The 21174-nt window shown below is 71.9% G+C and carries 17 protein-coding genes; 4 read left to right on the top strand and 13 right to left on the bottom strand.

All coding sequences use genetic code 11. The features are described 5' to 3' along the window. Positions 1-37: 37 nt before the first annotated feature. The 4 genes from ACQP17_RS32840 to ACQP17_RS32855 are packed head-to-tail and all read right to left on the bottom strand — an operon-like array spanning position 38 to position 5595. The gene (locus ACQP17_RS32840) at positions 38-859 is read right to left on the bottom strand and encodes a class I SAM-dependent methyltransferase (RefSeq protein ID WP_433859564.1); all 822 of its coding nucleotides are present in this window, start codon (positions 857-859) and stop codon (positions 38-40) included. Positions 860-881: 22 nt separating this feature from the next. Then, positions 882-2213 carry an MFS transporter gene (locus ACQP17_RS32845; protein WP_433859565.1) on the bottom strand — a complete coding sequence of 444 codons (1332 nt, stop codon included), beginning with the start codon at positions 2211-2213 and terminating at the stop codon, positions 882-884. Further along, on the bottom strand, positions 2210-4225 hold the full coding sequence (locus ACQP17_RS32850; RefSeq protein ID WP_433859566.1) for a PEP/pyruvate-binding domain-containing protein: 2016 nt from the start codon (positions 4223-4225) through the stop codon (positions 2210-2212). Before ACQP17_RS32850 ends, ACQP17_RS32845 begins: the two co-directional genes overlap by 4 nt. Further along, the gene (locus tag ACQP17_RS32855) at positions 4222-5595 is read right to left on the bottom strand and encodes an ATP-grasp domain-containing protein (RefSeq protein WP_433859567.1); all 1374 of its coding nucleotides are present in this window, start codon (positions 5593-5595) and stop codon (positions 4222-4224) included. Before ACQP17_RS32855 ends, ACQP17_RS32850 begins: the two co-directional genes overlap by 4 nt. Positions 5596-5933: 338 nt before the next feature. Between ACQP17_RS32855 and ACQP17_RS32860 the strand changes: the two genes are divergently transcribed. After that, entirely contained in the window at positions 5934-7217 is a 1284-nt protein-coding gene (locus ACQP17_RS32860) for a PAS domain-containing protein (RefSeq protein WP_433859568.1), read from the top strand. 190 nt (positions 7218-7407) lie between these two features. Further along, complete coding sequence (locus ACQP17_RS32865) at positions 7408-7818, top strand: hypothetical protein (RefSeq protein WP_433860068.1); 411 nt, start codon at positions 7408-7410, stop codon at positions 7816-7818. Between the two features lie 137 nt (positions 7819-7955). Here the strand turns inward: ACQP17_RS32865 and ACQP17_RS32870 are convergent, their stop codons facing one another. The 4 genes from ACQP17_RS32870 to ACQP17_RS32885 form a co-directional block, all read right to left on the bottom strand. Further along, positions 7956-8321 (bottom strand): hypothetical protein, encoded by a 366-nt coding sequence (locus ACQP17_RS32870; protein WP_433859569.1) that lies wholly within the window; start codon positions 8319-8321, stop codon positions 7956-7958. A 288-nt stretch (positions 8322-8609) separates the two neighbouring features. Continuing rightward, complete coding sequence (locus tag ACQP17_RS32875) at positions 8610-9485, bottom strand: HpcH/HpaI aldolase/citrate lyase family protein (RefSeq protein ID WP_433859570.1); 876 nt, start codon at positions 9483-9485, stop codon at positions 8610-8612. A gap of 5 nt (positions 9486-9490) precedes the next feature. Continuing rightward, positions 9491-10564 carry an HpcH/HpaI aldolase/citrate lyase family protein gene (locus tag ACQP17_RS32880; protein WP_433859571.1) on the bottom strand — a complete coding sequence of 358 codons (1074 nt, stop codon included), beginning with the start codon at positions 10562-10564 and terminating at the stop codon, positions 9491-9493. Positions 10565-10775: 211 nt separating this feature from the next. Next, positions 10776-12077 (bottom strand): glycosyl hydrolase family 28-related protein, encoded by a 1302-nt coding sequence (locus ACQP17_RS32885; RefSeq protein ID WP_433859572.1) that lies wholly within the window; start codon positions 12075-12077, stop codon positions 10776-10778. A gap of 40 nt (positions 12078-12117) precedes the next feature. Here ACQP17_RS32885 and ACQP17_RS32890 point away from each other — a divergent pair, with 40 nt between their 5' ends. After that, positions 12118-12849, top strand: coding sequence for a CDP-alcohol phosphatidyltransferase family protein (locus ACQP17_RS32890; RefSeq protein ID WP_433859573.1), 732 nt, complete (start codon positions 12118-12120; stop codon positions 12847-12849). A gap of 72 nt (positions 12850-12921) precedes the next feature. Here the strand turns inward: ACQP17_RS32890 and ACQP17_RS32895 are convergent, their stop codons facing one another. The 5 genes from ACQP17_RS32895 to ACQP17_RS32915 form a co-directional block, all read right to left on the bottom strand. Then, positions 12922-13350 (bottom strand): adenylyltransferase/cytidyltransferase family protein, encoded by a 429-nt coding sequence (locus tag ACQP17_RS32895; protein ID WP_364874023.1) that lies wholly within the window; start codon positions 13348-13350, stop codon positions 12922-12924. Between the two features lie 22 nt (positions 13351-13372). Continuing rightward, complete coding sequence (locus ACQP17_RS32900) at positions 13373-14914, bottom strand: fibronectin type III domain-containing protein (RefSeq protein ID WP_433859574.1); 1542 nt, start codon at positions 14912-14914, stop codon at positions 13373-13375. A gap of 91 nt (positions 14915-15005) precedes the next feature. Then, positions 15006-16568, bottom strand: coding sequence for an oligosaccharide flippase family protein (locus tag ACQP17_RS32905; protein WP_433859575.1), 1563 nt, complete (start codon positions 16566-16568; stop codon positions 15006-15008). Next, positions 16565-18244: a polysaccharide biosynthesis tyrosine autokinase gene (locus ACQP17_RS32910; protein ID WP_433859576.1), complete on the bottom strand. Its 1680-nt coding sequence runs from the start codon at positions 18242-18244 to the stop codon at positions 16565-16567. Before ACQP17_RS32910 ends, ACQP17_RS32905 begins: the two co-directional genes overlap by 4 nt. Then, the gene (locus tag ACQP17_RS32915; protein ID WP_433859577.1) at positions 18241-19743 is read right to left on the bottom strand and encodes a hypothetical protein; all 1503 of its coding nucleotides are present in this window, start codon (positions 19741-19743) and stop codon (positions 18241-18243) included. Before ACQP17_RS32915 ends, ACQP17_RS32910 begins: the two co-directional genes overlap by 4 nt. A 152-nt stretch (positions 19744-19895) precedes the next feature. Between ACQP17_RS32915 and ACQP17_RS32920 the strand changes: the two genes are divergently transcribed. Further along, positions 19896-21137 carry a glycosyltransferase gene (locus ACQP17_RS32920; protein WP_433859578.1) on the top strand — a complete coding sequence of 414 codons (1242 nt, stop codon included), beginning with the start codon at positions 19896-19898 and terminating at the stop codon, positions 21135-21137. Positions 21138-21174 lie beyond the last annotated feature (37 nt).

Raw genomic sequence — 21174 nt, forward strand, 5'->3', positions numbered from 1 at the left:
GCCCCGGACCGCCCGGCCGCCCGCGCTCCGTGCCCGGTCAGCCGTTCCGGTCCGGGGCGGCCCGGTCGGTCCGCCAGCCCCAGGCGGTGAGCATCCCGGGGGAGAGGCCGGCGCCCCCGGGCGAGGCCAGCTCCTGCCGGGCGCGCGCGATCTGCGCCGCGTCCACCCGCCCCGTCGCCACCATGGCGTCCTGTGTCCGGTCCCAGGTATCGGCCCAGAACCGGCTGAGCGGGCTGTCCGGCGCCAGCGGCGGCGCGTGCATCTCGGCACCGACCCGGTTCAGCCCTTCCTCCCGCAGGAGGTAGGGGTAGTCCGGCACCCAGGAGGTGTCCGTGCCGATGGTCTCCCGGAGCGCCTGCCACATCGTGCGCATGACCGTGGAGTACGGGGTGGCCGGTGCGCCCGCGGACGTCAGGTCCACGGCGTCGCTCAGCACCAGCACACCACCGGGCGCGAGCAGCCCGGCCAGGGTGGCGATCATGCGGCGCCAGCAGCGCAGATGCATCAGCACGAACCGGGCGTGAACCAGCTGGAAGCGGCCGGGATCGAAGCCCGGCGCGGTGATGTCGGCGCTCAGGGCCGACAGGCCCGGGGTGTCCCGGGCGGCGAGGAACCGGGTGTCGCGGTCCACCGCGAGGACCGTCTCGACCCCGGCCGACTCCAGCAGCCAGCGGGACAGGGTGCCGGTCCCCGCGCCGACGTCCAGACAGTGCCAGCCGGGGCCGGCGCCCAGCGCCGTCAACCGGGCGGTGCTCACCCCGTCGTAGGCGAGGGCCCCCAGATCGATGCGGTCGGCCTCGCCGGTCTCCTCCGGGCGGAACAGCCCTTCGCCGTACCGCCCGGCCTCCTTACCGCGCACCTCCTCAGTATGACGGCGCCGCTCAGGGGTTTCCTGCCGTGGTGACCAGCTCCGGCACCGGCTCCGCGTCCGGCGCCTTGCGCCGGCGCCCCGGAGCCCGCCGCAGCACCAGGTGCAGCACGACCATCACGACCCCGGTCACCAGTGCGCTGTGCCACAGCAGGTCGTCCAGCCGGTCCGCCGAGAGGTAGGCGCCCGCGGCCACCGCCGCCAGCGCGCACACCCCGCGGTCCACGATGCTCTCCACCGACAGCAGCGTGGCCCGCGGCGCCCCCGCCGGGATCGCGTCGTTGACCAGCTTGCGCTGCAGCGGATAGGCGAAGCCGGTGACCGCGGCGAACACACACAGCAGGGCGATCACGGCCCACGGCCCGCCCAGGGTGCTGCCCGCGAGCGCCGCCGCCATCGCGAGGCTGAGCAGCGACACCCACGCCACCGGCGAGAGCCGCGAGCCCAGCCACTGCGGACGGGCCGAGGCCACCGCCTCCGCCACGGTCATCGCGGCCAGCACCCCGCCGGACGAACTCTCGGAGATGCCGTGGTGCAGCAGCACCGGCTGGAAGAGATTGACCTGGCAGATCCGGGAGAGCGTGAAGACGGCGACGCCCTGGAGCATGAGCAGACCGAGCCACGGGGTGGCCCACACACAGCGCAGCGCCTTGGTGGCATCGCGCAGGAACGCCAGACCGTCGCGCGGCGCCCCCTTGGCCCGGGCCGGGTTGCCGGCCCGCGCCGCGGCCTGCCGCGGCAGCACCACGGCGCAGACCAGCGACCCCGCCGCGCTCGCCGCACTGAGGAGGTACGGCGCGGGATGCGCCAGCGCCATCAGCGGCCCGACCAGCGGCCAGCACAGCACCTTCGCCGCCAGCCCCCACGCCCGCGCCTGTCCCTCGGCCTTCAGGTAGTGCTCCCCGGCGCCCTCGGCCGCCAGACCGTCGTAGAGATAGGCGCTGGCGGCGCCGGAGGTCAGCGAGCGGCCGGCCGCGATGGCCAGGAAGTGCACCAGGAACCCGGTGTAACCGGGGGACAGGACCGGGGTCAGGTTCGCCGCGGTCATCACGACGGCACCGGCCCGCAGGCAGTTGCGGGCCCCGATCCGGTCGGCCACGATCCCGGTCGGGATCTCGAAGAGGCAGAACGCGACGTAGTAGATGCTCTGGATGCCGAAGATCTGCCCGTCGCTCAGACCCGCCTCACGCTGGTAGGCGTAGAAGACCGGCATCCACCACAGCAGGTTGAACAACAGCTGGAAACCGTTGTTGAGCCCGATGATCCGGCGGGCCCGCGGCGTCAGGGACGCACCGCCGGCCTTTGAGCCGCGGGCGCGCCGCAGACGGGTGAGGGGGCCGCTCACAGGGCGTAGGGGCGGATCTGGACCAGGCGGAAGTCCCCCTGATCGGTCATCAGCCACTCGATGTCCAGAGGGTGGTCCACGTCGTCGTCGCTGAAGTGCGACTGCAGCAGCCGCCCGGCCAGCGCCAGCTGTGCCAGCCCGTCCCGGGTGGTGCCGGGCAGGTCCCGGCCCGACGAGCCCAGCGCGACGGTGCGGCCGCCGCCCTCGACCGTGTTGTACAGGTACTGCAGCGGCAGCGTCGTGCCGTCGACGACCGTCTCCGGTGAGCCGGGGGAGCAGTTGAGGTAGACGTTGCGGAAGTCCTCGCGGCGGGTCGGGTTGCAGGTCACCAGGACACCGCCGAGATCCGCCGGCACGTACTGCTGGATGATCACGCCCATGTAGGTGTCGTCCAGCGAGATCCCCGCCTGGTGCCGCAGCCGGACACTGCGCGGCGACAGCAGCGAGGCCCACACCTGCCGCACCGCGTCCAGGAGTTCCTCCGCCCCGTGGACGGTGGTGATCGAGTCGTAGACCCCGGCCGCGGAGAACCCGGGCAGATCCTCGGCGTTGGAGGACGAACGGACCACCAGACGGCTGCCGGCGGCGGGACCGTCGGGCAGCGCCAGGGTGATCTGCCGGGTCACGTCCTCGGGCATGGGGGTGTTGCGGATGAGGTGTTGCAGATGCAGACAGAGCGCGTCCAGCACGTCGACGGCGTCGAGTTCGAGGGCCATCTTCAGCTTGCCGATGCCCTGCTGTACGGCCGGGGAGGAGGTCAAGAAGCGGTGCTGGAGCGCGAACGGCAGGGCGATGCCCTCGGGCGCCGCGATCACCCCGCTCACGAAGTCGGCCGCCGCCGCCCGCAGTTCACCCTCCGCCGGCGGTCCGGCCAGGCCCAGGCGCGCCGCGAGATGGCCGTAGAGGTGGTCGCGCGGCGGCCTGGGCTGCCCGTAGAAGGCCGTGAGGTCGACGCTGCGGCTGTCGAGGATGTGGTGCAGCTCGCCGAGGTTGGCGGCCTTGGTGCCGTAGCGGTCGTGGTCGGCGCGGCGCAGCCGGTGCAGGGCCAGCGCGGGCACGTCCTCCAGGAGCGGCGGCTCCATCCGGATGCGCTGCTGGTGCCAGGTAGGGGCGTCCAGGTCCGGGGCGTGGGCCAGCGGGACGAGGCTGATCTCGTCGTCCTGCACCCGGTAGCGGACCCAGGCTCCGTCCAGCGCGTCCCGCTCGACGAGGCGGTCCAGGTCGCGCACGATCGCGTTGGGGATGCCCCAGCCGGAGGCCAGCACATTGGTGTGCGACAGCGGCGTCCCGGGCGAGGTGTTGAGGAAGCCCGCCACCCGCGGGACGTCGTCGGGCAGGCACGGCATGGCCACGATGTCCGACCAGCCGAGTTCGCCGGCCACCGCCGCGTACTCCTCGGAGGTACGGAAGTAGCGCAGCCGCCCGACGGCCTCGCCGGGGTTGAGCGCGGTGCGGGTGCGGTTGCCGAACAGCTCGTGGCCCAGGATCCGCGGCACCCGCACGTCGCTGATCGCGGCGAGTTCCTGCTCCTGCCCGTGGTTCGCTGGCTTCAGCAGCAGCGGCAGCCGGCCGTCGACCCGGTGGCGGACGAAGGTGTAGAACTCCTCCAGCAGCAGGCCGTTCATGGTGTCGGCCTCGGTCGTCTCCAGCACGAGGAACGGCCGCTCGCGGCCCTCGGTGTCCTCGTCGGTGTGCAAGGAGAGCACGCCCAGCAGGAACCGCCGCTCGGGGTCCATATAGACCGAGGCGTTGAAGGCGTCCAGTCCGGAGTCCAGGTCCGCCAGGTCCATCCCGAGGACCCGCAGGGCGATGTAGTTGACGTGGAAGGGGTGGACGGCGGTGTCGAGCAGGTGCCAGGTGTTCTCGGTGCGGTCCACCACGACCTTGAGGTAGGGGTGGCCGGCCAGCACGCCGGAGATGCTGCGGAACAGCGGCAGCGAGAGGTTCTCGCCGATGACGGTGCGGTCGGTGACCGGCCCCGGTGCGCCCGAGGGCAGGACGGTGGTGGTCATGACTGCGCCTCCATGATGCCGTCGGTGGGCAGGATCCCGGGCAGCGCGTCCACCAGGGTCCGGAAGTCGCGCAGCACCGTCTCCGGGTCGGTGGCGGACAGCAGACACAGCGCCGCCATGGTGTTGGCGCCGGCGGCCGGGTCGTACACCGGCACCGGGGCCCCGTCCGGCAGTGAGTTCTCGGCGACCACCGACAGATGACTGCCGACGCTGAGCGGCACGGCGTCGCGCACCGTCGGGAAGTCCCAGACCCGCTGGTCCGGCCACGCCTCACCGTCACCGTCGACGGCCAGGACGACCAGGGAGCCGGCCGCGCCGCGCGCCTCCAGCGGAGTGCGGACCTCCTCGGGCCAGGACACGGCACGGCCCAGGAGGTGGTCGGTGAGCATCCCGATGAGGTCGAGGCCGAAGACCTCCTCGATCTGCGGCACGGTCATCGCCCCGCCGAACCGGGCGGCGGTCTCGATCACCCACATCTGCCCGTGCGCCCCGAGCTTGATCTCGGTGTGCGTCCCGCAGGTCTGCAGCCCCAGCGCGTCGACGGCCTCACGGGCCAGGTCCACGATGCGCCGCTGGGCGTCGTCCGGCAGCGCCGCGGGAGTGATCCCGGCGCGCTCGGTGAACGGCTCCACCGTCGGCATCCGCCCGCTGAGGCAGACCGGGCGGAAGTCGCCGTCCACGACGACGCCCTCGACGCTCACATAGTCGCCCCAGCCCTCCTGCTCGAACCAGTCCGCCGCGGTGCCCGGCACGATCTCCTCGACGAGGAAGTCCGCCCCGGCCCCGGCGACATGGAGTTCGGCGTATCCCAACTGCGCGGATTCGGCCATCACCTCCCGCGCCCGCTCCCAGGCCGACGGCACCTCGTCGGGCGCGCGCAGCGTGCGGTGCGCGGTGGATCCGGCGCTCCAGGCGGCCTTCAGCAGCAGCGGGAAGCGCAGCGTGGCGGCCGCGTCGCGCAGATCGCCCTCGGAGGCGACGGGCCGGAACCGGGGCTGGGATATGCCCCGTTCCTCCCATGTGCGGCGCATCATCCGCTTGTCCCGGGCGAGGGCACAGGAGGTGCCCGCCCCGGAGAGCCCGAGCTTCTCGCAGGCTTCGGCGACCGCGACCACCGCGTACTCGGAGAACGTCACGACGGCGTCCGCGCCGACGGCCTGGGCCCGGGAGACGATCAGGGACACCAGATCACGCCGCTCCGCCTCGGAGGGGCTCAGCACCGAATCACACAGCCGGTCCACCGACGCGGCGACGGTGGGCGGAAGCGCGCTGAGCGCCAGCAGGTGCACTGCCGACCGTGCGGCGACCCGTGACAGGGCATACCCCAAGGGCGGTCCACCCTTGGCATATACGAACAGCACCTTGCTCACTGGAATCCGACTCCTCTTCATCGTCAAACGGGCAGGAACCATGGACGGCTGAAGGCGCGTGGACCACGTCGTCCACACGCCGCCTCCAAGCGAAGCAGCCGTGCGGGACCTTGTTCCCCGGATCGGGCCGACATCGCTCAGGCAAATGCCAGAGTTGCGGATATGGTCGCTTCGCCGTGAAGGTTCCGTGATGCCGTAGGGCCGCCGTGTGGCACACCGTTGCCCGGCCCGCCGTGAGATCGGCCGAGAACCGGGCATGCCGCACAACGCTGAGGGACACGCATGGCGGTGACGCGCCGTGCACATCCGTTGAACTCTTCCTTGCAGAGGGGCCCGTCGTGGACGAGACCAGTCTGAAGTCGCTGCTCGAAAACCTTCCGGTGTCCTGGTGGGAGGCCGACCGTGAATTGCGGGTGATCGACAGCGGCGGCGGGGCCTTCGATGACACGAGCACCGCCCAGCGCTTCCTCGACGCCGTGCGCGCGGAGCTTCCCGAGCCCGCCGCACCCACGGAAACAAGCCATTGGCAGGCCCAGTTCGACGGCCGCACCTTCGATGTCAACTGGCCCCTCGGCGTGCCCCGGCAGGGCCGCTCCCGCGGGCTGGCCGTGGAGGTCGGCACGCGGACGCCCGACCCCCGCCGCTACGACGCCTTCGCCGACCTCGCCCCCGCCGCGGCCTTCATCCGGGACGCGAGCGGGCGCTACCTGTGGACCAACCACGCCTACGCGCACCTCTACGGCACCACACCGGAGAGCATCATCGGCAGATCCGTCACCGACGTCGACGGCCCCGACGACGCGGCCCAGGTCCTCGCCCTGGACCGGGAGGTGCTCGCCCGCGGCAAACCGGTCCGGCACACCCTGACCTACCACCGCTTCGACGGCGGCAGCGGACACGCGGCGGGTCACCGCTTCCCCGTCCTGGAAGACGGCCAGACCTGTGTGGCAGGCATCTACATCGACATCAGCGACTACACCCGGGCCCTGCACCAGCGCCACGAGGCCGAGGAGCACCTGCACGCGCTGCGCGACCAGAGCGGGCTGCCCTGCGCCCTGATATCGGCGGGCGGACGCATCCGGCAGGCCAGCGCGGCCGCCGCCGAACTCCTGCAGACCCGGCTGTCGGACCTCGTCGGCCGGCGCGCGCACACACTGTTGGCGCCCGCCCCGGAATTAACCGGCCTGCGGCGCAGCTGGCACGACCTGATCGCACGCCGCAGCCGGCGGATCCAGACCTCCGCCCTGTTCGTGGACGCCCGCGGCCGCCAGCGCCGCGCCCGGCTGCATCTGACGACCGTGGGCCGCAGCGCGGGCCGCGCCAGCAGCGTCTGGGCGGTCGTCACCCACCAGGGCATCGCGCACGAGTCCGGTCCCGCACTGACGGCCACGCAGGTGCGGCTGCTGTCCCTGCTGGCCGCCGGCCACAGCAACGCGGAGATCGCCGGCTCCCTGCACCTCTCCCGGCAGACCGTCGACTACCACCTCAGCCGGCTGCGGGACCTGCTGGACGCACCGACCAGACCCGCCCTCGTCGCCCGCGCCTACGTCCTGGGCATCCTCGCGCCGCAGACCTGGCCGCCCCGCTCGGCGACGGCCTGCCATCCGCACAGCGTCACCTGACGGACGTACCGCACCGCCCGCGGCACCCCGGCCCGAGCCCGTGCCGGGCGGGAGCTGTTGGGCCACCCGGTGGATTGTGGGCGGCGGGTGGTTTGCTCCCGCGGGTTGAACGAGACTCCCGGACGCCGACGGCAGGACGATACGTCTGCACCGGACGGATGCGGAGGCGAGGAGCGACGTGAGAAGTATCGTGCAGGCAGGAACCATCGTCGGGACATGCGGGCTGATGATGCTCGGCAGCGGGACGGCGCAGGCCGTGACGCTCCCGGGCGACTCACTGCTCTCGGCGGTGGCGGACGCCGACATCGGCACGGTGACCGGCACGGTCAACGGGGTGCTCTGCAACAACCGCCTCGGCCAGATCCACTACCGGTCGCCGCAGCTCGCCTCGCCCCACTCCTGCATCAACGGGCCCGTGAACAGCGGAAACAGCCTGAACAGCGGCAACTTCTTCAACCACGGGAACCCGAACAACAGCGGCAATCTCTCCAACACCAACGGGTCGACCAACAGCGCCGACTCCGCCACGGGTGCCGCGTCGGGCAGCAACAACAATGTGCAGCGGGTCATCGGGGGCCTCGGCGGTCTCTTCCGCCGCTGACCCGGGGACGGCGCGGCCTACCGTGCCGTCCGTGAGCGGCCCGGTGGGCGCCCGGCGAAGGTGCCGGGCGCCCACCGTCGCGCTTGCTGCCGCGCGGGCCCCGCGTGCGTGCGGGCCCGCAGGGGCTCAGCGCACGGTCACAGCGTCTGCTCCCCGTCACTGCCGAGGTGCTGCTGGTTGTTGCTGCTCTTGGTGGCGGTGCCGGTCGTCCCACCGGTGTCGGAGTTGGTGTTGGCGTTGGTGTTGGTCGGGCTGCCGCTGTTGCTGACCGTGCCGGAGACGTTGACGTTCTGCGCCCGGCCGGGGTTTCCGCTGAGCACCGGACCGTTGACGCAGAATCGGGCCCGGTGGCCGCAGTGGAACTTGGCGTCGAAGCGGGCGACGGTGGTGCTGTTCGAGACCCCGTCCCCGCCGGACCCGGCCCATGCCGGGGCCCCGCCGGCGGCCAGGAGCAGGCCGCAGGCTCCTGCGATCACGGTGTGGACGCGTGCCGTGTTCTTCACTGTGTGCACCTCATGGTTGGTACCCGGGATCTTGCTATCCCGGATGCCCCGCACCACCAGGGGCGGGCAACCTCCGGCACCCGTGATTCACCCTGTCCGATGAGTGGATTCACCGCGACGGCCCCCGGAGCCGGTCGGACGCGTGACGGCCGGGTGCGTGAGGACCGGTACGTGACGGCCGGGGCCGGCGTCACCACAGCGCCGGCCCCGGCCCTCCCCCTCCTCGGCCGGCGGCTCCAACAGACCGCCGGCCGAGAGCATCTGACATGCCGTCGGATCAGATGACGCTCACTCGCGTCCGGCGACCGCGTCGGCCAGGGCGAGGATCCGGCGGGCGTCCTCGACGTGCAGGTTCTCGATCAGCCGCCCGTCGACGGTGACCACGCCGCGGCCCTCGCGGGTGGCCTCCTCGAAGGCGTCGATGATCCGCCGGGACCGGGCGATCTGCTCCGGCGACGGCGCGAACACCCGGTTGCACGGTGCCACCTGCGACGGGTGGATCAGCGTCTTGCCGTCGAAACCGAACTGCCGCCCCTGCACACACTCGGCCTCGAAGCCCTCGGCGTCCTTCACGTCGTTGTAGACGCCGTCCAGGATCACCTTGCCGGACTCCCGCGCCGCCAGTAGCGCCAGCGACAGCCCGGTCAGCAGCGGGGCCCGGCCGGGGACGTGCTCGGCGTGCAGCTCCTTGGCCAGGTCGTTGGTGCCCATCACCAGAACGGTCAGTCGTTCGCCGGCGGCGGCCACCGCACGGGCGTCGAGCATCGCCCGCGGTGTCTCGACCATGGCCCAGATGGCCGTGTGGTCCGGTGCGCCGGCCGCCTCCAGCGCACGCTCCACGGCGCGCACGGTGTCGGCGGACTCCACCTTGGGCACCACCACGGCGTCCGGGCCCGCCTCGGCCGCGGCCCGCAGATCGTCGTCGTGCCAGGCGGTGCCCGGGGCGTTGACCCGGATCGTCACCTCGCGGAAGCCGTACTCACCACTGGCCGCGGCGGCCGCCACCCGCTTGCGGGCCTCGGCCTTCGCGTCGGGCGCGACGGCGTCCTCCAGGTCGAGGATGAGCGCGTCGGCGGGGAGGGACTTGGCCTTCTCCAGTGCGCGTTCGTTGGCGCCGGGCATGTAGAGCACGGAGCGGCGCGGTCGCAGGATCGCGTCGGACATGGGACTTACTCCTCGTTCTGCCGGGTCTCGGCCGCCGCGTAGGCGTCACGCAGTTCGGGGTCGCGGGCGGCGAGGGCCTCCGCGAGTTCGACGACCACCCGGCACTGCTTGTAGGTGGCGTCGTCCTGCATCTTGCCGTCGATCATCACCGCGCCGGTGCCGTCGCCCATGGCGCCGATGACCTTGCGGGCCCAGGCGACGTCGGCGGGCGCCGGCGAGAAGACCTTCTTGGCGAGGCCGATCTGTACCGGGTGCAGGCTCCAGGCGCCGACGCAGCCGAGCAGGAAGGCGTTGCGGAACTGGTCCTCGCAGGCCGTGGTGTCCTTGATGTCACCGAACGGCCCGTAGAACGGCAGGATGCCGTGCGCCGCACAGGCGTCGACCATGCGCGCCAGGGTGTAGTGCCACAGGTCCTGCTGGAAGGTCGCCCGCGGTGCGGTGCCGTCCTCGCCGTGCGGGTCCTCCCGGACCAGGTAGCCGGGGTGTCCGCCACCGACCCGGGTGGTCTTCATCCGGCGGCTGGCGGCCAGGTCGGCGGGACCGAGCGAGATGCCCTGCATCCGGGGGCTGGCGCCGGCGATCTCCTCGACGTTGGCGACGCCGGTCGCGGTCTCCAGGATGGCGTGCACCAGGATCGGCCGCTGGATCTGTGCCTTCGCCTCCAGCTGGGCGAGCAGCCGGTCGACGTAGTGGATGTCCTCGGCGCCCTCCACCTTCGGCACCATGACGACGTCCAGCTTGTCGCCGATCTCGGTGACCAGCGTCAGCAGATCGTCCAGTGCCCACGGCGAGTCGAGGCTGTTGATCCGGGTCCACAGCTGGGTGTCGCCGAAGTCCGTGGCCTTGGCGATCTTCACCAGGCCCGACCTGGCCGCTTCCTTGCGGTCGGCGGCGACCGCGTCCTCCAGATTGCCCAGCAGGATGTCCACGGTGGGCGCGATCGACGGCACCTTCGCGGCCATCTTCTCGTTGCCCGGGTCGAAGAAGTGGATCATCCGGGACGGCCGGAACGGTACCTCGCGGACCGGTGTCGGCGCCCCGACGGCCAGCGGGCGGAAGAAATCCTTCGGAGAGCGCATGCAGTCTCCCTGGTCGGCTCACAGGACGGGCCGCCGCCGGGACTCCGGCGGTGCCATTCGGGCCTCACTCTAGGCCCGCACGGCAGTAACGCTACTGGCCAGTACGTGTGCCGTTGATCACCGTCGGCGATCGGGGCGCCCGGCGCGGCGGATATCCGGGCCGGTGTGTTCCGGGCGGGCCCGGCACGCGCGGCCCGGCCCGCCCGGCACGTCAGGACCCCAGGCAGTCGACGAAGCTCACCCGGTCGCCCGAGCCGGCGATGAAGTCCTGCTGGGAGTGATTGCGGAAGTGGCACATGTCGTAGCGCGCCCGGGGGCCCGCCCCGCCGGTGCCGTCCGGCTCGTAGGAGTGCTGCCCCGACAGCTGGCACGAGTCGTAGCGCACCAGCGGGCCGCGCGCGCCGATGCGGTAGCGGTGCGGGCGGCTGTCCTGCGCGAACGACTTGAAGGCGTTCGCGGTGTCGTCGCAGTCATTGAAGTGCACCGTGCCGCTGTCCCAGGCGCAGTCCATCACGACGGTGTCCGGGGTGCGCACCTCGAAGCGGATGTCCTCGGCGTGGAAGCGCTGGACGGAGTCGTGGTGCGGACCGCGCGGGAAGCGGAAGAAGGTGCTGGTGCGCCCGTAGTCGGGGGACTCCTCGGGGCGGCTGCCGGTGACGATGTAGGAGCCGCCGCGGCAGGTGATGGAGCCGCCGTAGGGGAACTCCAGGAAGTTGCCCCAGGAGTACTCGACCTTCATGTCGTTGAACCAGTAGTTGAGGAACTGGTCCTGCTGCTTGCGGCTCAGCGAGTTCTGCGACAGCCCGGAGTACAGGAACGCCTTGCGGTAGGCGCCGCCCACCCGGCAGGCGTCCCAGCGCATCTCGGAGTTGGTGTTGCTGCCGTCGAGCGCGACCCCGTAGGTCCACTCGCCGGTCCACTCGCACTCGGTGAACCGGTAGTCCTGCGCCTGCCCCGTCGAGTACGAGTAGAAGAACGAGGCGCCGGGGGTGCCGCAGGCGAAGCCGAGCTGCTCGAAGGCCACATTCGCCCAGCTGTCCTCGTTGCGGCACAGATAGGCGTCCTCGGCCCGGTGCGGCGCGAAGATCAGCTGGGTCATGCGCTTGCCGGCCCCGCGGAACCGTAAGCCGTTGGCCTTGAGCTTTCCCTTACGGGCGTTGAGCAGCGCGTCGGGGGCACGGATGAGGTAGGTGCCGGCCGGTATGTCGACCACCGTCCGGCCGATGTGGTCCCACACCCGGCCGGCCGCGTAGGAGTACGCGCGGGCGAACGCCCGGCTGTCGTCGGTGCGTCCGTCGCCCTTGGCACCGCAGTCCGCCACCACGTCGATGACGTCCTTGCCCTTCGGCTTGTGGCCGGTGACCACCGGAGCCCCGGCGTCGTCGGAGGTCTGCCGGTCGGCAGGCGGCGCCGTGTCGCACCCGGACAGGGCGCCGGTCAGCGCGGCGGCCGTGCCCGCCAGCAGTGTCCGGCGGGTGGCGCCACCGGTTGACGGAGAGGTCCTGCCTGCCATGATGTTGCTCCTTCGGGGGTCCATTCATCAGGTGGGGAATATGAGTCAGTTCGGATATGCGATCAGACAGCTGTCGGCGGCCCAGAAATCCGCGAAGGGGGTGTCCCTGTACTCGCGCTATGTGAACCGTCCGGCCGGCCGGATACTGGCCGCCGCGGGCTACAGCATGAAACTGACACCAAATCAGATCACCCTGATCAGCGGGGCATTCACCTTCGCCGGTGTCGTCATGATCGCAGTGCTGCGCCCCTCGCCCGCCGCGGCCCTCGGCATCTTCGCGGCGCTGGTCGTCGGATTCGCGCTCGATTCCGCCGACGGGCAGCTCGCCCGGCTGACCGGGACCGGAAGTGCCGCGGGGGAGTGGCTGGACCATGTGGTCGACTGCGCCAAGATGCTCGCCCTCCACATGGCCGTGCTGCTCTCGTTCTACCGCTACTTCGGATTCTCCGATCCTCGGTATCTGTTCCTTCCCATCGCGTTCCAGTTCACCGCGGTGATGGTCTTCTTCGGCGGGATCCTCACCGAACAGCTCAAGCGCGCCGCGCGGCTGCGGAACGACGCGGACGGCCCGGCGCCCGCGGCACCCGCCTCCACCCTGCGCTCCGTCGCCCTGCTGCCCGTCGACTACGGGGTCTTCTGCGCGGTTTTCCTGCTGTTCGGCAGCCGGGAGGTGTTCGTGGCGCTGTACTGCGCGCTGCTCGCCGCCCATGTGCTCTTCATGGTCGCGTTCCTGGTCAAGTGGTACCGCGAGCTGTCCGCCCTCACCCGCTGACGGGCGGCGGCACCCGCCCACCGGGCGAGCCGATGCGCCGGCCTGGACGAGATGCCAGGCCGGCGCGTCAGCTCACGCCGAGTCCGCGAGCCCGTCAAGCACCTTGCGCAGCAAGGAACTCGACGTGTGCACGGTGTAGGGGAAATAGATCACATCGACCCCGACCGTCGCGAAGTCCTTTTCGAGCTTGTCGCCCTTGGCCGTTCCGCGCCAGTCGTCGCCCTTGAAGATGACGTCGAACCGCACCTGCTGCCAGGTCTCCAATTTGTCGGGCACCGTCTCGACGAACGCCGCGTCCACGAACCGGACACTGCGTACGATCTCCAGCCGCTCGGTGAGCGGAACAACCGGTGACTTTCCCTTGGCCTGGACCGCCATTTCGTCCGAGACCACGCCCGCCACCAGATAGTCGCACTGGCTTTTGGCGTGCCGGAGAATGTTCAGGTGCCCGACGTGGAAAAGGTCGTAGACCCCGGGCGCGTAACCTACTCGGTGCGTCATATACCCCCCACTCGGTATACGGTCAGTTCCTGGCCGTCACATAGACCGGCCCATTGCGTCCCGACACGTTGGTGCCGTCGGTGACCTCGATCGAGTAACGGTGCTCGGACCCCGGGTCGACGGTGTCCGTGTAACTCATGTCGGGCCGGTTCCAGTAGCGCGAGTCCTGGCTGACCGAGGTCAGGTAGACACCGTCGCGGTAGATCTTGTAGGTCAGCACCCCGTTGTCGCGGTCCCACGAGGCCTTCCACTTCAGCGTGACCTTCCCCCGGGACCCGCTCGCGCCGCTGAGCAGCGGCACCTGCGGCGCCCCGGTGTCCGGACCGGCCGCGAACCGGGTCAGGCCCTGCTGCGGGGCGTCGTTGACGGTGGTGAACTCGCCGCCCGCCCACAGGATGCCGTCCGCCATGGTCATCGTCCGCGGGCCGATCTGCTCGCCGATCCCGTCGTTGGTGTCCGGGAACCACGGCAGGATCGTCTTGTCGGAGATCGACTGCGCCAGGAAGTGCTGGCGGTTGCTGATGTCCGTGAACCCGCCCGGGGTGTTGGAGCAGTCGTGCGCGTGCGAGCCGCTGTAGAGGACGCCCTTGTACGGCAGCACGGTCTGGGTGGCTCCCAGGCAGGTGTCCTTCCAGAGCTGCGCGCCGTCCGAGAGCCGGCCGGCGGCCCGGCCGTCGAAGACCCCGCCGCCGGTGCCCTCGGCGCCCAGATAGAAGTTGGTGCCGTCGTTGGCGAGCGCCTTGACCGCGGAGCGGCTGGGGATCCAGCCGGTGAAGGAGTCGACCACCTTGCCCGTGGTCGCGTCCAGCCCGGCCAGCGCGTGCACGGTGAACAGGCTGCCGTTCACCGAGGTGAACCGGCCGCCGATGATGACCTTGTTGAGCTTGGGCGCGACCGTCAGGGCATTGACCGCCGGTGTGGGGTCGTTGCCCACCGAGGAACCACGGATCGTCGCCTTGAACGGCAGCAGGGTGCCGTCCGGCCGCAGCGCGGCGACCCGCTCGCGGGTCTGCCCCTGGACCGTGCCGAACCCGCCGCCGATGTAGACGGAGTCGTCGGTCACGTCGATGGCCCGCACGGTCGAGCTGACCGTCGGTTTCCAGTCGTCGCCGATGGTGCAGTCGGCGGTGTTGAGCGAGGCCGTGTTGGACCGGCCCACCGGGCCGGCCTTGCCGAACGAGCCGCCGATGTAGATCGTCGAGCCGTCGGGCGAAGCCTTCATGGCGCGGATCGTGCCGGTCCCGCCGGTGAACGCCGGAGCGCACGGCAGCGGGGCACCCGTCTTGGCGTCGAACGCCGCGAAGTTGGTGCGGGCCAGCTCACCACTGGCGCCGGGCGCGGTGCCCGGCGGCCGGATGTGGCTGAAGGTGCCGCCCACGTAGACGATCCCCTTGGCGTAGGCCATGGACCACACGATGCCGTCGGTCTGCCAGGTGCTCAGCGGATCCGCGGTCAGGGTGGTTTCGCCGGTGGCCTGAGCGGGACCGGCGGCGAGTGCTGCCGACGCGGTGCCCAGCACCGCGGCGGCCAGCAAGAGATGGGCTGATTTGTTTCTTTGGCGCACAGGTCCCCCCTGGAAGCATGGCGCGATTGGAATTGTCAGGATAGGGAGCGGGAACCAGACGCGTTCTGTGCGGAAATGGTCCCGATGTTCCTCACGAGTTTCCCGAACCGCGCTTGCGCAGCGCTCCGAAGAACTCCCCTACCCCCAGCGGCAAACGATAGCGCCAGACGGCCGCGCCGAAAGCCCCAATGGCTAAAACAATTCCCAAGACAGCACCGGGAACGCGGTCCCCGTAAAGCGTCCGCAGGGCGAACACCGGGAGCGCCACCGTCCCGGCGGCGATGACCGCGGCGTGGACGTACCCCCGGTCGACGGTGCGAAAGCCCAGCCGGTAGCGGGCCAGCAGCGCCGAGGCGACGTTGTCCACCACGATCGCCAGCCCCCAGGACACCGCCGCCCCCAGGACCCCGTACCGCGGCACCAGCCATACCCCGCTGCCCAGTTGGACCACGAAAGCGGCGCCGGCGACCACCAGATTCCAGACACTTCGCCCGGCCATCAGCAGGACCGTCTGCGCGTTGCCGACGCCCACATTGACCAGGCACGCCACCGCGACCGTCAGCAGCCCCGCCGAGCCGCCGCCGGCGAACCCCGGGCCGAACAGCGAGAGCACGGTCCCCGGGAACGCCGCCAGGACCACGAACACCGGCCAGGAAAACAGCGCGATCCAGCGGGTCGACAGCCGGTGCAGCCGGTGGGCCCCCGGCTCGTCGCCGCCCGCCAGCAGCCGGCTGATCTGGGGAGCCACCGCCAGCCGGATCGCCAGCTGGAGCAGTGTCCCGGCGGTGACCAGCCGTCCGATCGCCGTGTAGATGCCGGCCTCGGTGCCGCTGCCCAGCACCGACAGCAGGATCACACCGATCCACACCGCGGTGATGTCGAAGACCGAGGACACCGCGCGCGGCCCGGCGAAGGACCAGAACTCCCGTGACTGCGACGGCGGTCGGCCGCTTCCCGGATGCCGGCGAAGGGACCGGCGCAGCGACACCCAGGCCGCCACCGCGCCCAGCACCCCGGGCGCGAGCCAGGCCGCCGACAGCCCGGTCACGCCCGGCGCGAGCAGGACCAGGGGCACCGCGAGCAGCACCCGCAGCGCCGGTTTGCCGATCTGCTCCACGCCGACGAACGGCACCACCGAGCCGTACCCCCGGGTGGCGCCGAGCAGCACCAGCGCCACCGTCGTCACCGGCAGGAAGACCGCGAACAGCCGCAGCAACAGCACGGCCTGACCCGTAGGCAGGTCGGGCAGCAGCCAGCCGGCCAGGCCGGGGGAGCACCACAGCACCGCCGCCCCCGCGGTGCTCGCCAGCAGCGTCGGCAGGACCGCGGTCCGCAGCAGGGCCGGCACACCGGCGCCACCGCTGAGTTCCAGGTCCCGGGAGACGAACCGGACCAGCGCGGTGTCGGCACCCAGCTTCAGCGCGTTGCTCAGGATGGTGAAGGCCGCGACGCCGGTGAAGACCGCGCCGGCTCCGCGGGCCCCCAGACCGTGCGTGACGACGGCCACCAGGACGAACCCGAACAGGGCGTTGGCGGCCGAACCCGCCAGGCCGAACACGCTGCCGCGGGCCGTGCCGGCGACCGCGCCCCCGGCCGCCGCGGACCGCGCGGGGGCCGGGGGCGCCGACGGGCCGGCCGGGCCGATGGCCGTCACCTGCGGAGCGTGGTGGTGTCGGCGTCCAGGGGCGATCCTGCGACCGGCGCCGAGCCGGTGCGGGGCGCCGGGCCGGGCACCGGCGGCGGGGTCGCCGCGGCGGCCCGCGGGCGGCCGCGGCCGCGCTTGCGGTGGGTCGGCCCGCCGTCCGACAAGCGGCGCAGCGCCGGCCCGTGGCTGCCCTTGTCCAGCACGGCACCCAGGATGTGGCCGCCGGCCCCGGTGATCAGCTCCCACACCCGGTCCAGATCGTCGCGGCGGACCTCGTTGAGATCGCAGACCACCACCACGCCGGCCGCCTGCTTGGCAACGGCCAGGCCGTCCGCGTGCGCGAGCAGCGGGCCGGTGACGACCACGACGTGTTCATCCGGGCCCGACGGCGCGTTCAGCAGCCGGGCGAACTCCGCGGAGGCCAGTGCCCGGGCGGGGTTGGGCACCTCGCGGCCGGGCAGCAGGTCGAAGCGCCCGTCGACGCCCGCGTCCACCGCGAGCCGCTCACCGTTGGCCCAGCCGCCCGGCACCGGACGGCCGTGACCGGGGTGCACCGGCAGCTGCCGGGCCAGCCCGGGGGTGCGCAGATCGGCCTCGACGAGCAGGATGTCGCTGCCGATCTCGGCGAACGCACCGGCCAGGTTGACCGCCACGGACACGGCGTCGGAGTGCTCCCGGGGCGCGACGACCAGCAGGCTGCCCCGCCCGGCGAAGCGCTGGTCGTGCGCCAGCCGGAAGGCGATGGTGCGATAGGCCTCCGCACGGTTGCCCCGGCCCGCCCGGCCGACCTCCAGCACCCCGGTGCCGCCCTGCCGGCGCGGCAGGATGCCCAGCACCGGCGCCCGCAGATTGTCCTGCACATCCGCCACCGACCGCACCCGCGGCTCCAGCACCGAACGCACCCAGGCCGCCAGAATGCCCAGCACCATACCGACCACCGCGCCGGTCAGCAGCATCATCGCCAGCCCGGGGCTCGACGGGAAGGCCGGCGGGTCGCCCTTGCGGACGATGTCGCCGGGGGTGGTGTCCAGGGACTTCAGACTGGAGATCCGCCCCTGCAGATCCGCTATCTCCGACACCAGATTGCTGCGCTCGGACTCGTCGGTGGCCCGCCCCCCACCGCCGCCGGCGTTCGCGATCCGCCGGTCCAGCACCTTGCGCTGGTCCTGCAGGGGCTTCAGCTCGTCGCCGAGCTTGCTCACGGTCTTGTCGATCCGCTTCGTCGCGGCGTCCTGCCGGTAGTCGAGATACGCCTGCACGAACGCGTTGACGAGATCGGAGGCCCGGTCCGCGGAGTCCGCGCTGTACTCGAACAGCAGGGTCTGGGTCTCGGGCGGATTGCTCACCCGCAGATCCCGCTGGAGCTTGGCCGGGTCGGTGCTGATCCGCAGGGACTTCGCCGCACCGGCCGCGACCGAGGCGCTCTGTGCGATCTGCCGCTCGGTGCCCATGCTGATCTGCTTGTCCGCCGAGACACCGCCGGCCTCGAAGGGGGCCGTGCTGATCGCATGCACCACCACCTCTCCGGTGGCCGTGTACGTCGAGCCGCCGAGCACGGACACGGCGGCGCCGCCGAGCATGCCCAGGAGCAGCCCGAGCACCAGCAAAGCGCGATAGCGGAAGAGCTGGCGCAACTGGTCACGGATCTGGTCCGGCTCCTCCGCGGGCTCGTCGAAGACGCTCACGTACGTGCTCCTCCTGTGGGTAGCGACAAGGCATCGCGACGGGGCCGGGGCTCCGGTGCGCTCGCGGTCGGTGCCGCGGACGGCGGCAGGGCCCGCCGTCCCGCCTTACGGGTGATCAGAAGTGGGATGCACACCAGCAGCGCCAGCGGACCCACGATGGCCATGAGACTGCCGCGCAGCAACACCAGCTGGTAGAAGCCGAACGCCGGCACCACCAGCGCCGCGAGGGTGCCGCGGTGGCGCCGCAGCCGGTGGCGCAGGTCGTCGACGCGCCGCCCCACCGCGCCGATCAGACCGAAGACGGCGATGACCGACGGGAAGCCCGCCCACATGTAGGTCTCGACCCACAGCGGCGCGGACAGATTGGTGAACGTGTAGCCCGCGTGCCGGGCGAGCAGGATCCCCGCGTCGTCGGGCTTGCCGGGCCAGGCGGCGCGCGGCACGAAGAACAGGGGCGGCCCCAGCGCCGCAGTCGGGGTGAAGCCGTGCGTGCGGACGTAGTCCACACCCGTCTCGACCTGCTGGAAGGCGTCGTAGTCGCCGTTGGAGGTGAACTGCTCGGCGAGCGAGACCACCTTGACCGGCTCCCGCTTGTCGTAGCGGAAGTAGTCGCTGTACGGGAAGACCACCAGCACCACGGCCGCCACGCCCGCGGCACCGAGCCGGAACGCCCGCGGCCCGCGCAGCCAGGACGCGCTGAAGAGCAGTGCCAGCAACACCGTCCCGGCCCAGAACCGCGGCTGGCTGATGGGGTTGTTGACGGTGACGTTCACCGCGACCAGCAGCGGCAGCAGCAGCCACCGTAACCCGCGCAGCGTCCGGTCACCGGCGGTGAACCGCGGCACGTGCACCAGCGCCACCAGCGCCCAGAACGCCGGCACCGACAGCGCCCAGGCGGCCATCGCCCGGTCCGCCGAGGCGGCCGGCTCCGCCGCGGCCGCCGCCTCGTTGGCCGCCTGCCGGCTGAGGAAGAACGCCGACAGCCCGCCCTGACCGGGGATCAGCACGACGGCCAGCAGCAGCGCCAGACCGCACAGCAGCAGCACCCGTGCCGGCGACAGCCGCCGGGCGAGGAGGGGTTCGAGGACCGTGGAGGTCCGCGCCGACCGCCACCTCGCCACCGCCGATCCGCCGCTGTAGGCGAGCAGTCCCGCCTCCACCACGAGGGTGGTCAGGAACGCGGTGTGCGCGTCGACGACGAACCCGCGCGGATAGGCGTCCGTCGCGAGCATGGCCAGCGGCGCCAGCCCCAGCCACACATACGAGAACAGCCAGAAGCCGAACGCGATCAGCCGGGCCCGCACGTCCGTCAGTACCCGCGCCAGCGCCGCACCGGTGTGCACCACCACCACGCACTGCACGGCGAGCGCGGCACCGAACCGGGTGTCCGTGGACTGCAGGATCAGCACCGGAAGCAAGACCACCAGCAACAGCGCCCAGCACCCGAGCGCGGCGAGACCACGCACCGGCCGCTGAGTGCCCCATGTCCCGGGCATCATCGGCCCACCTCCCCCCAACTCCCCACCACCAGGCACAATCTAAGGGACTTCGGGAAACAAGGTCGCCTTCGGGACACAATCGCAACCCAATTCACAGCCCGCGGCCCCCGGCGGCCTCCTACGATGACGGCACATCCAGAGGGGGGCCAGTCGTGGAAGACTCGTTCGCAGGCCGGTGTGTGCTCGTGGTCTCGACCAACTACGCACCCGAACACACCGGCATAGGACCGTACTCGACGCAGATCGCCGAGCATCTTGCCGCGTCCGGAGCGGACACCCATGTCCTCGCGGGCATGCCGCACTACCCGGCCTGGCGGGTGGCGGAGGAATACCGCGGCCGGTGGCGGCTGCGGGAGCGTCGCTGTGGGGTGACCGTCCACCGCCGGCGCCATCCCGTGCCGTCGCGTCAGACCGCCCTGCGCCGGGCGCTGTTCGAGGCCGGGATCCTCGCGCACGGCCTGGTGGGACCACCGCGCATCCGACCCGATGTGGTGCTCAGTCAGATGCCGAGTCTGGCCGGGGGAGTGCTGGGCGGGCGGCTGGCGCGGCGGGCCGGGGTACCGCACGTGGTGGTCGTGCAGGACCTGATGGGCGCCGCCGCCGAGCAGAGCGGTATCCGCGGCGGGGGCCGCGCGGCGGCGGCCGCCGGGGCGCTGGAGGCGCGGATCCTGCGCGGCGCCGAGGTCGTCGGGGTGGTGCACGAGTCGTTCGTGGACCGGGTCACGGCGATGGGGGTGCCGCGTGAGCGAGTGCATGTGGTGCCCAACTGGACGCATGTGAAGGGACCCGGCGGCGACCGGGCCAAGACCCGGGCCCGACTGGGGTGGCAGGCGGACGAGACGGTGGTACTGCACGCCGGCAACATGGGGCTCAAGCAGGGCCTGGAGGTGCTCGTCGAGGCCGCCATGCTCGCCGACCAGGAAGCGGCACCGGTCCGCTTCGTGCTCATGGGAGACGGAAATCAGCGTGCCCACCTGCAAGCGCTCGCCGCGGGCTGCTCCGCGCTGACCTTTCTGCCGCCGGCCGGCGCCGGGGAGTTCCCCGAGGTGCTCGCCGCCGCGGATGTCCTGGCGGTGACCCAGAAGGCCTCCGTGCTCGACATGAGTCTGCCGTCCAAACTGACCTCGTACTTCATGACCGGGCGGCCGGTGATCGCCTCGGTGGCCGCCGAGGGGGGCACCGCCCAGGAGGTGCTTCGGGCGGGTGCCGGTGTGCTGGTCGCGCCGGAGGACCCGAAGGCCCTGCTGGCGGAGGTGCGGGCGCTCGCCGCCGACCCCGGGGAGGCGTCCCGGCTGGGCGCCCGCGGTCCGCAGTACGTCGAGGAGCGGTTGAGCAGCCGGGCCGGACTGGAGCGGATCACCGCGCTGCTGCGGCGGGCGACGGCCGGCCGGTGACCGCGGGCGGCGGGGGCCCGGCCCCCGCCGCCCCACG

This window comes from Streptomyces kronopolitis (assembly GCF_050953795.1).
Lineage (GTDB): Bacteria > Actinomycetota > Actinomycetes > Streptomycetales > Streptomycetaceae > Streptomyces > Streptomyces kronopolitis_A.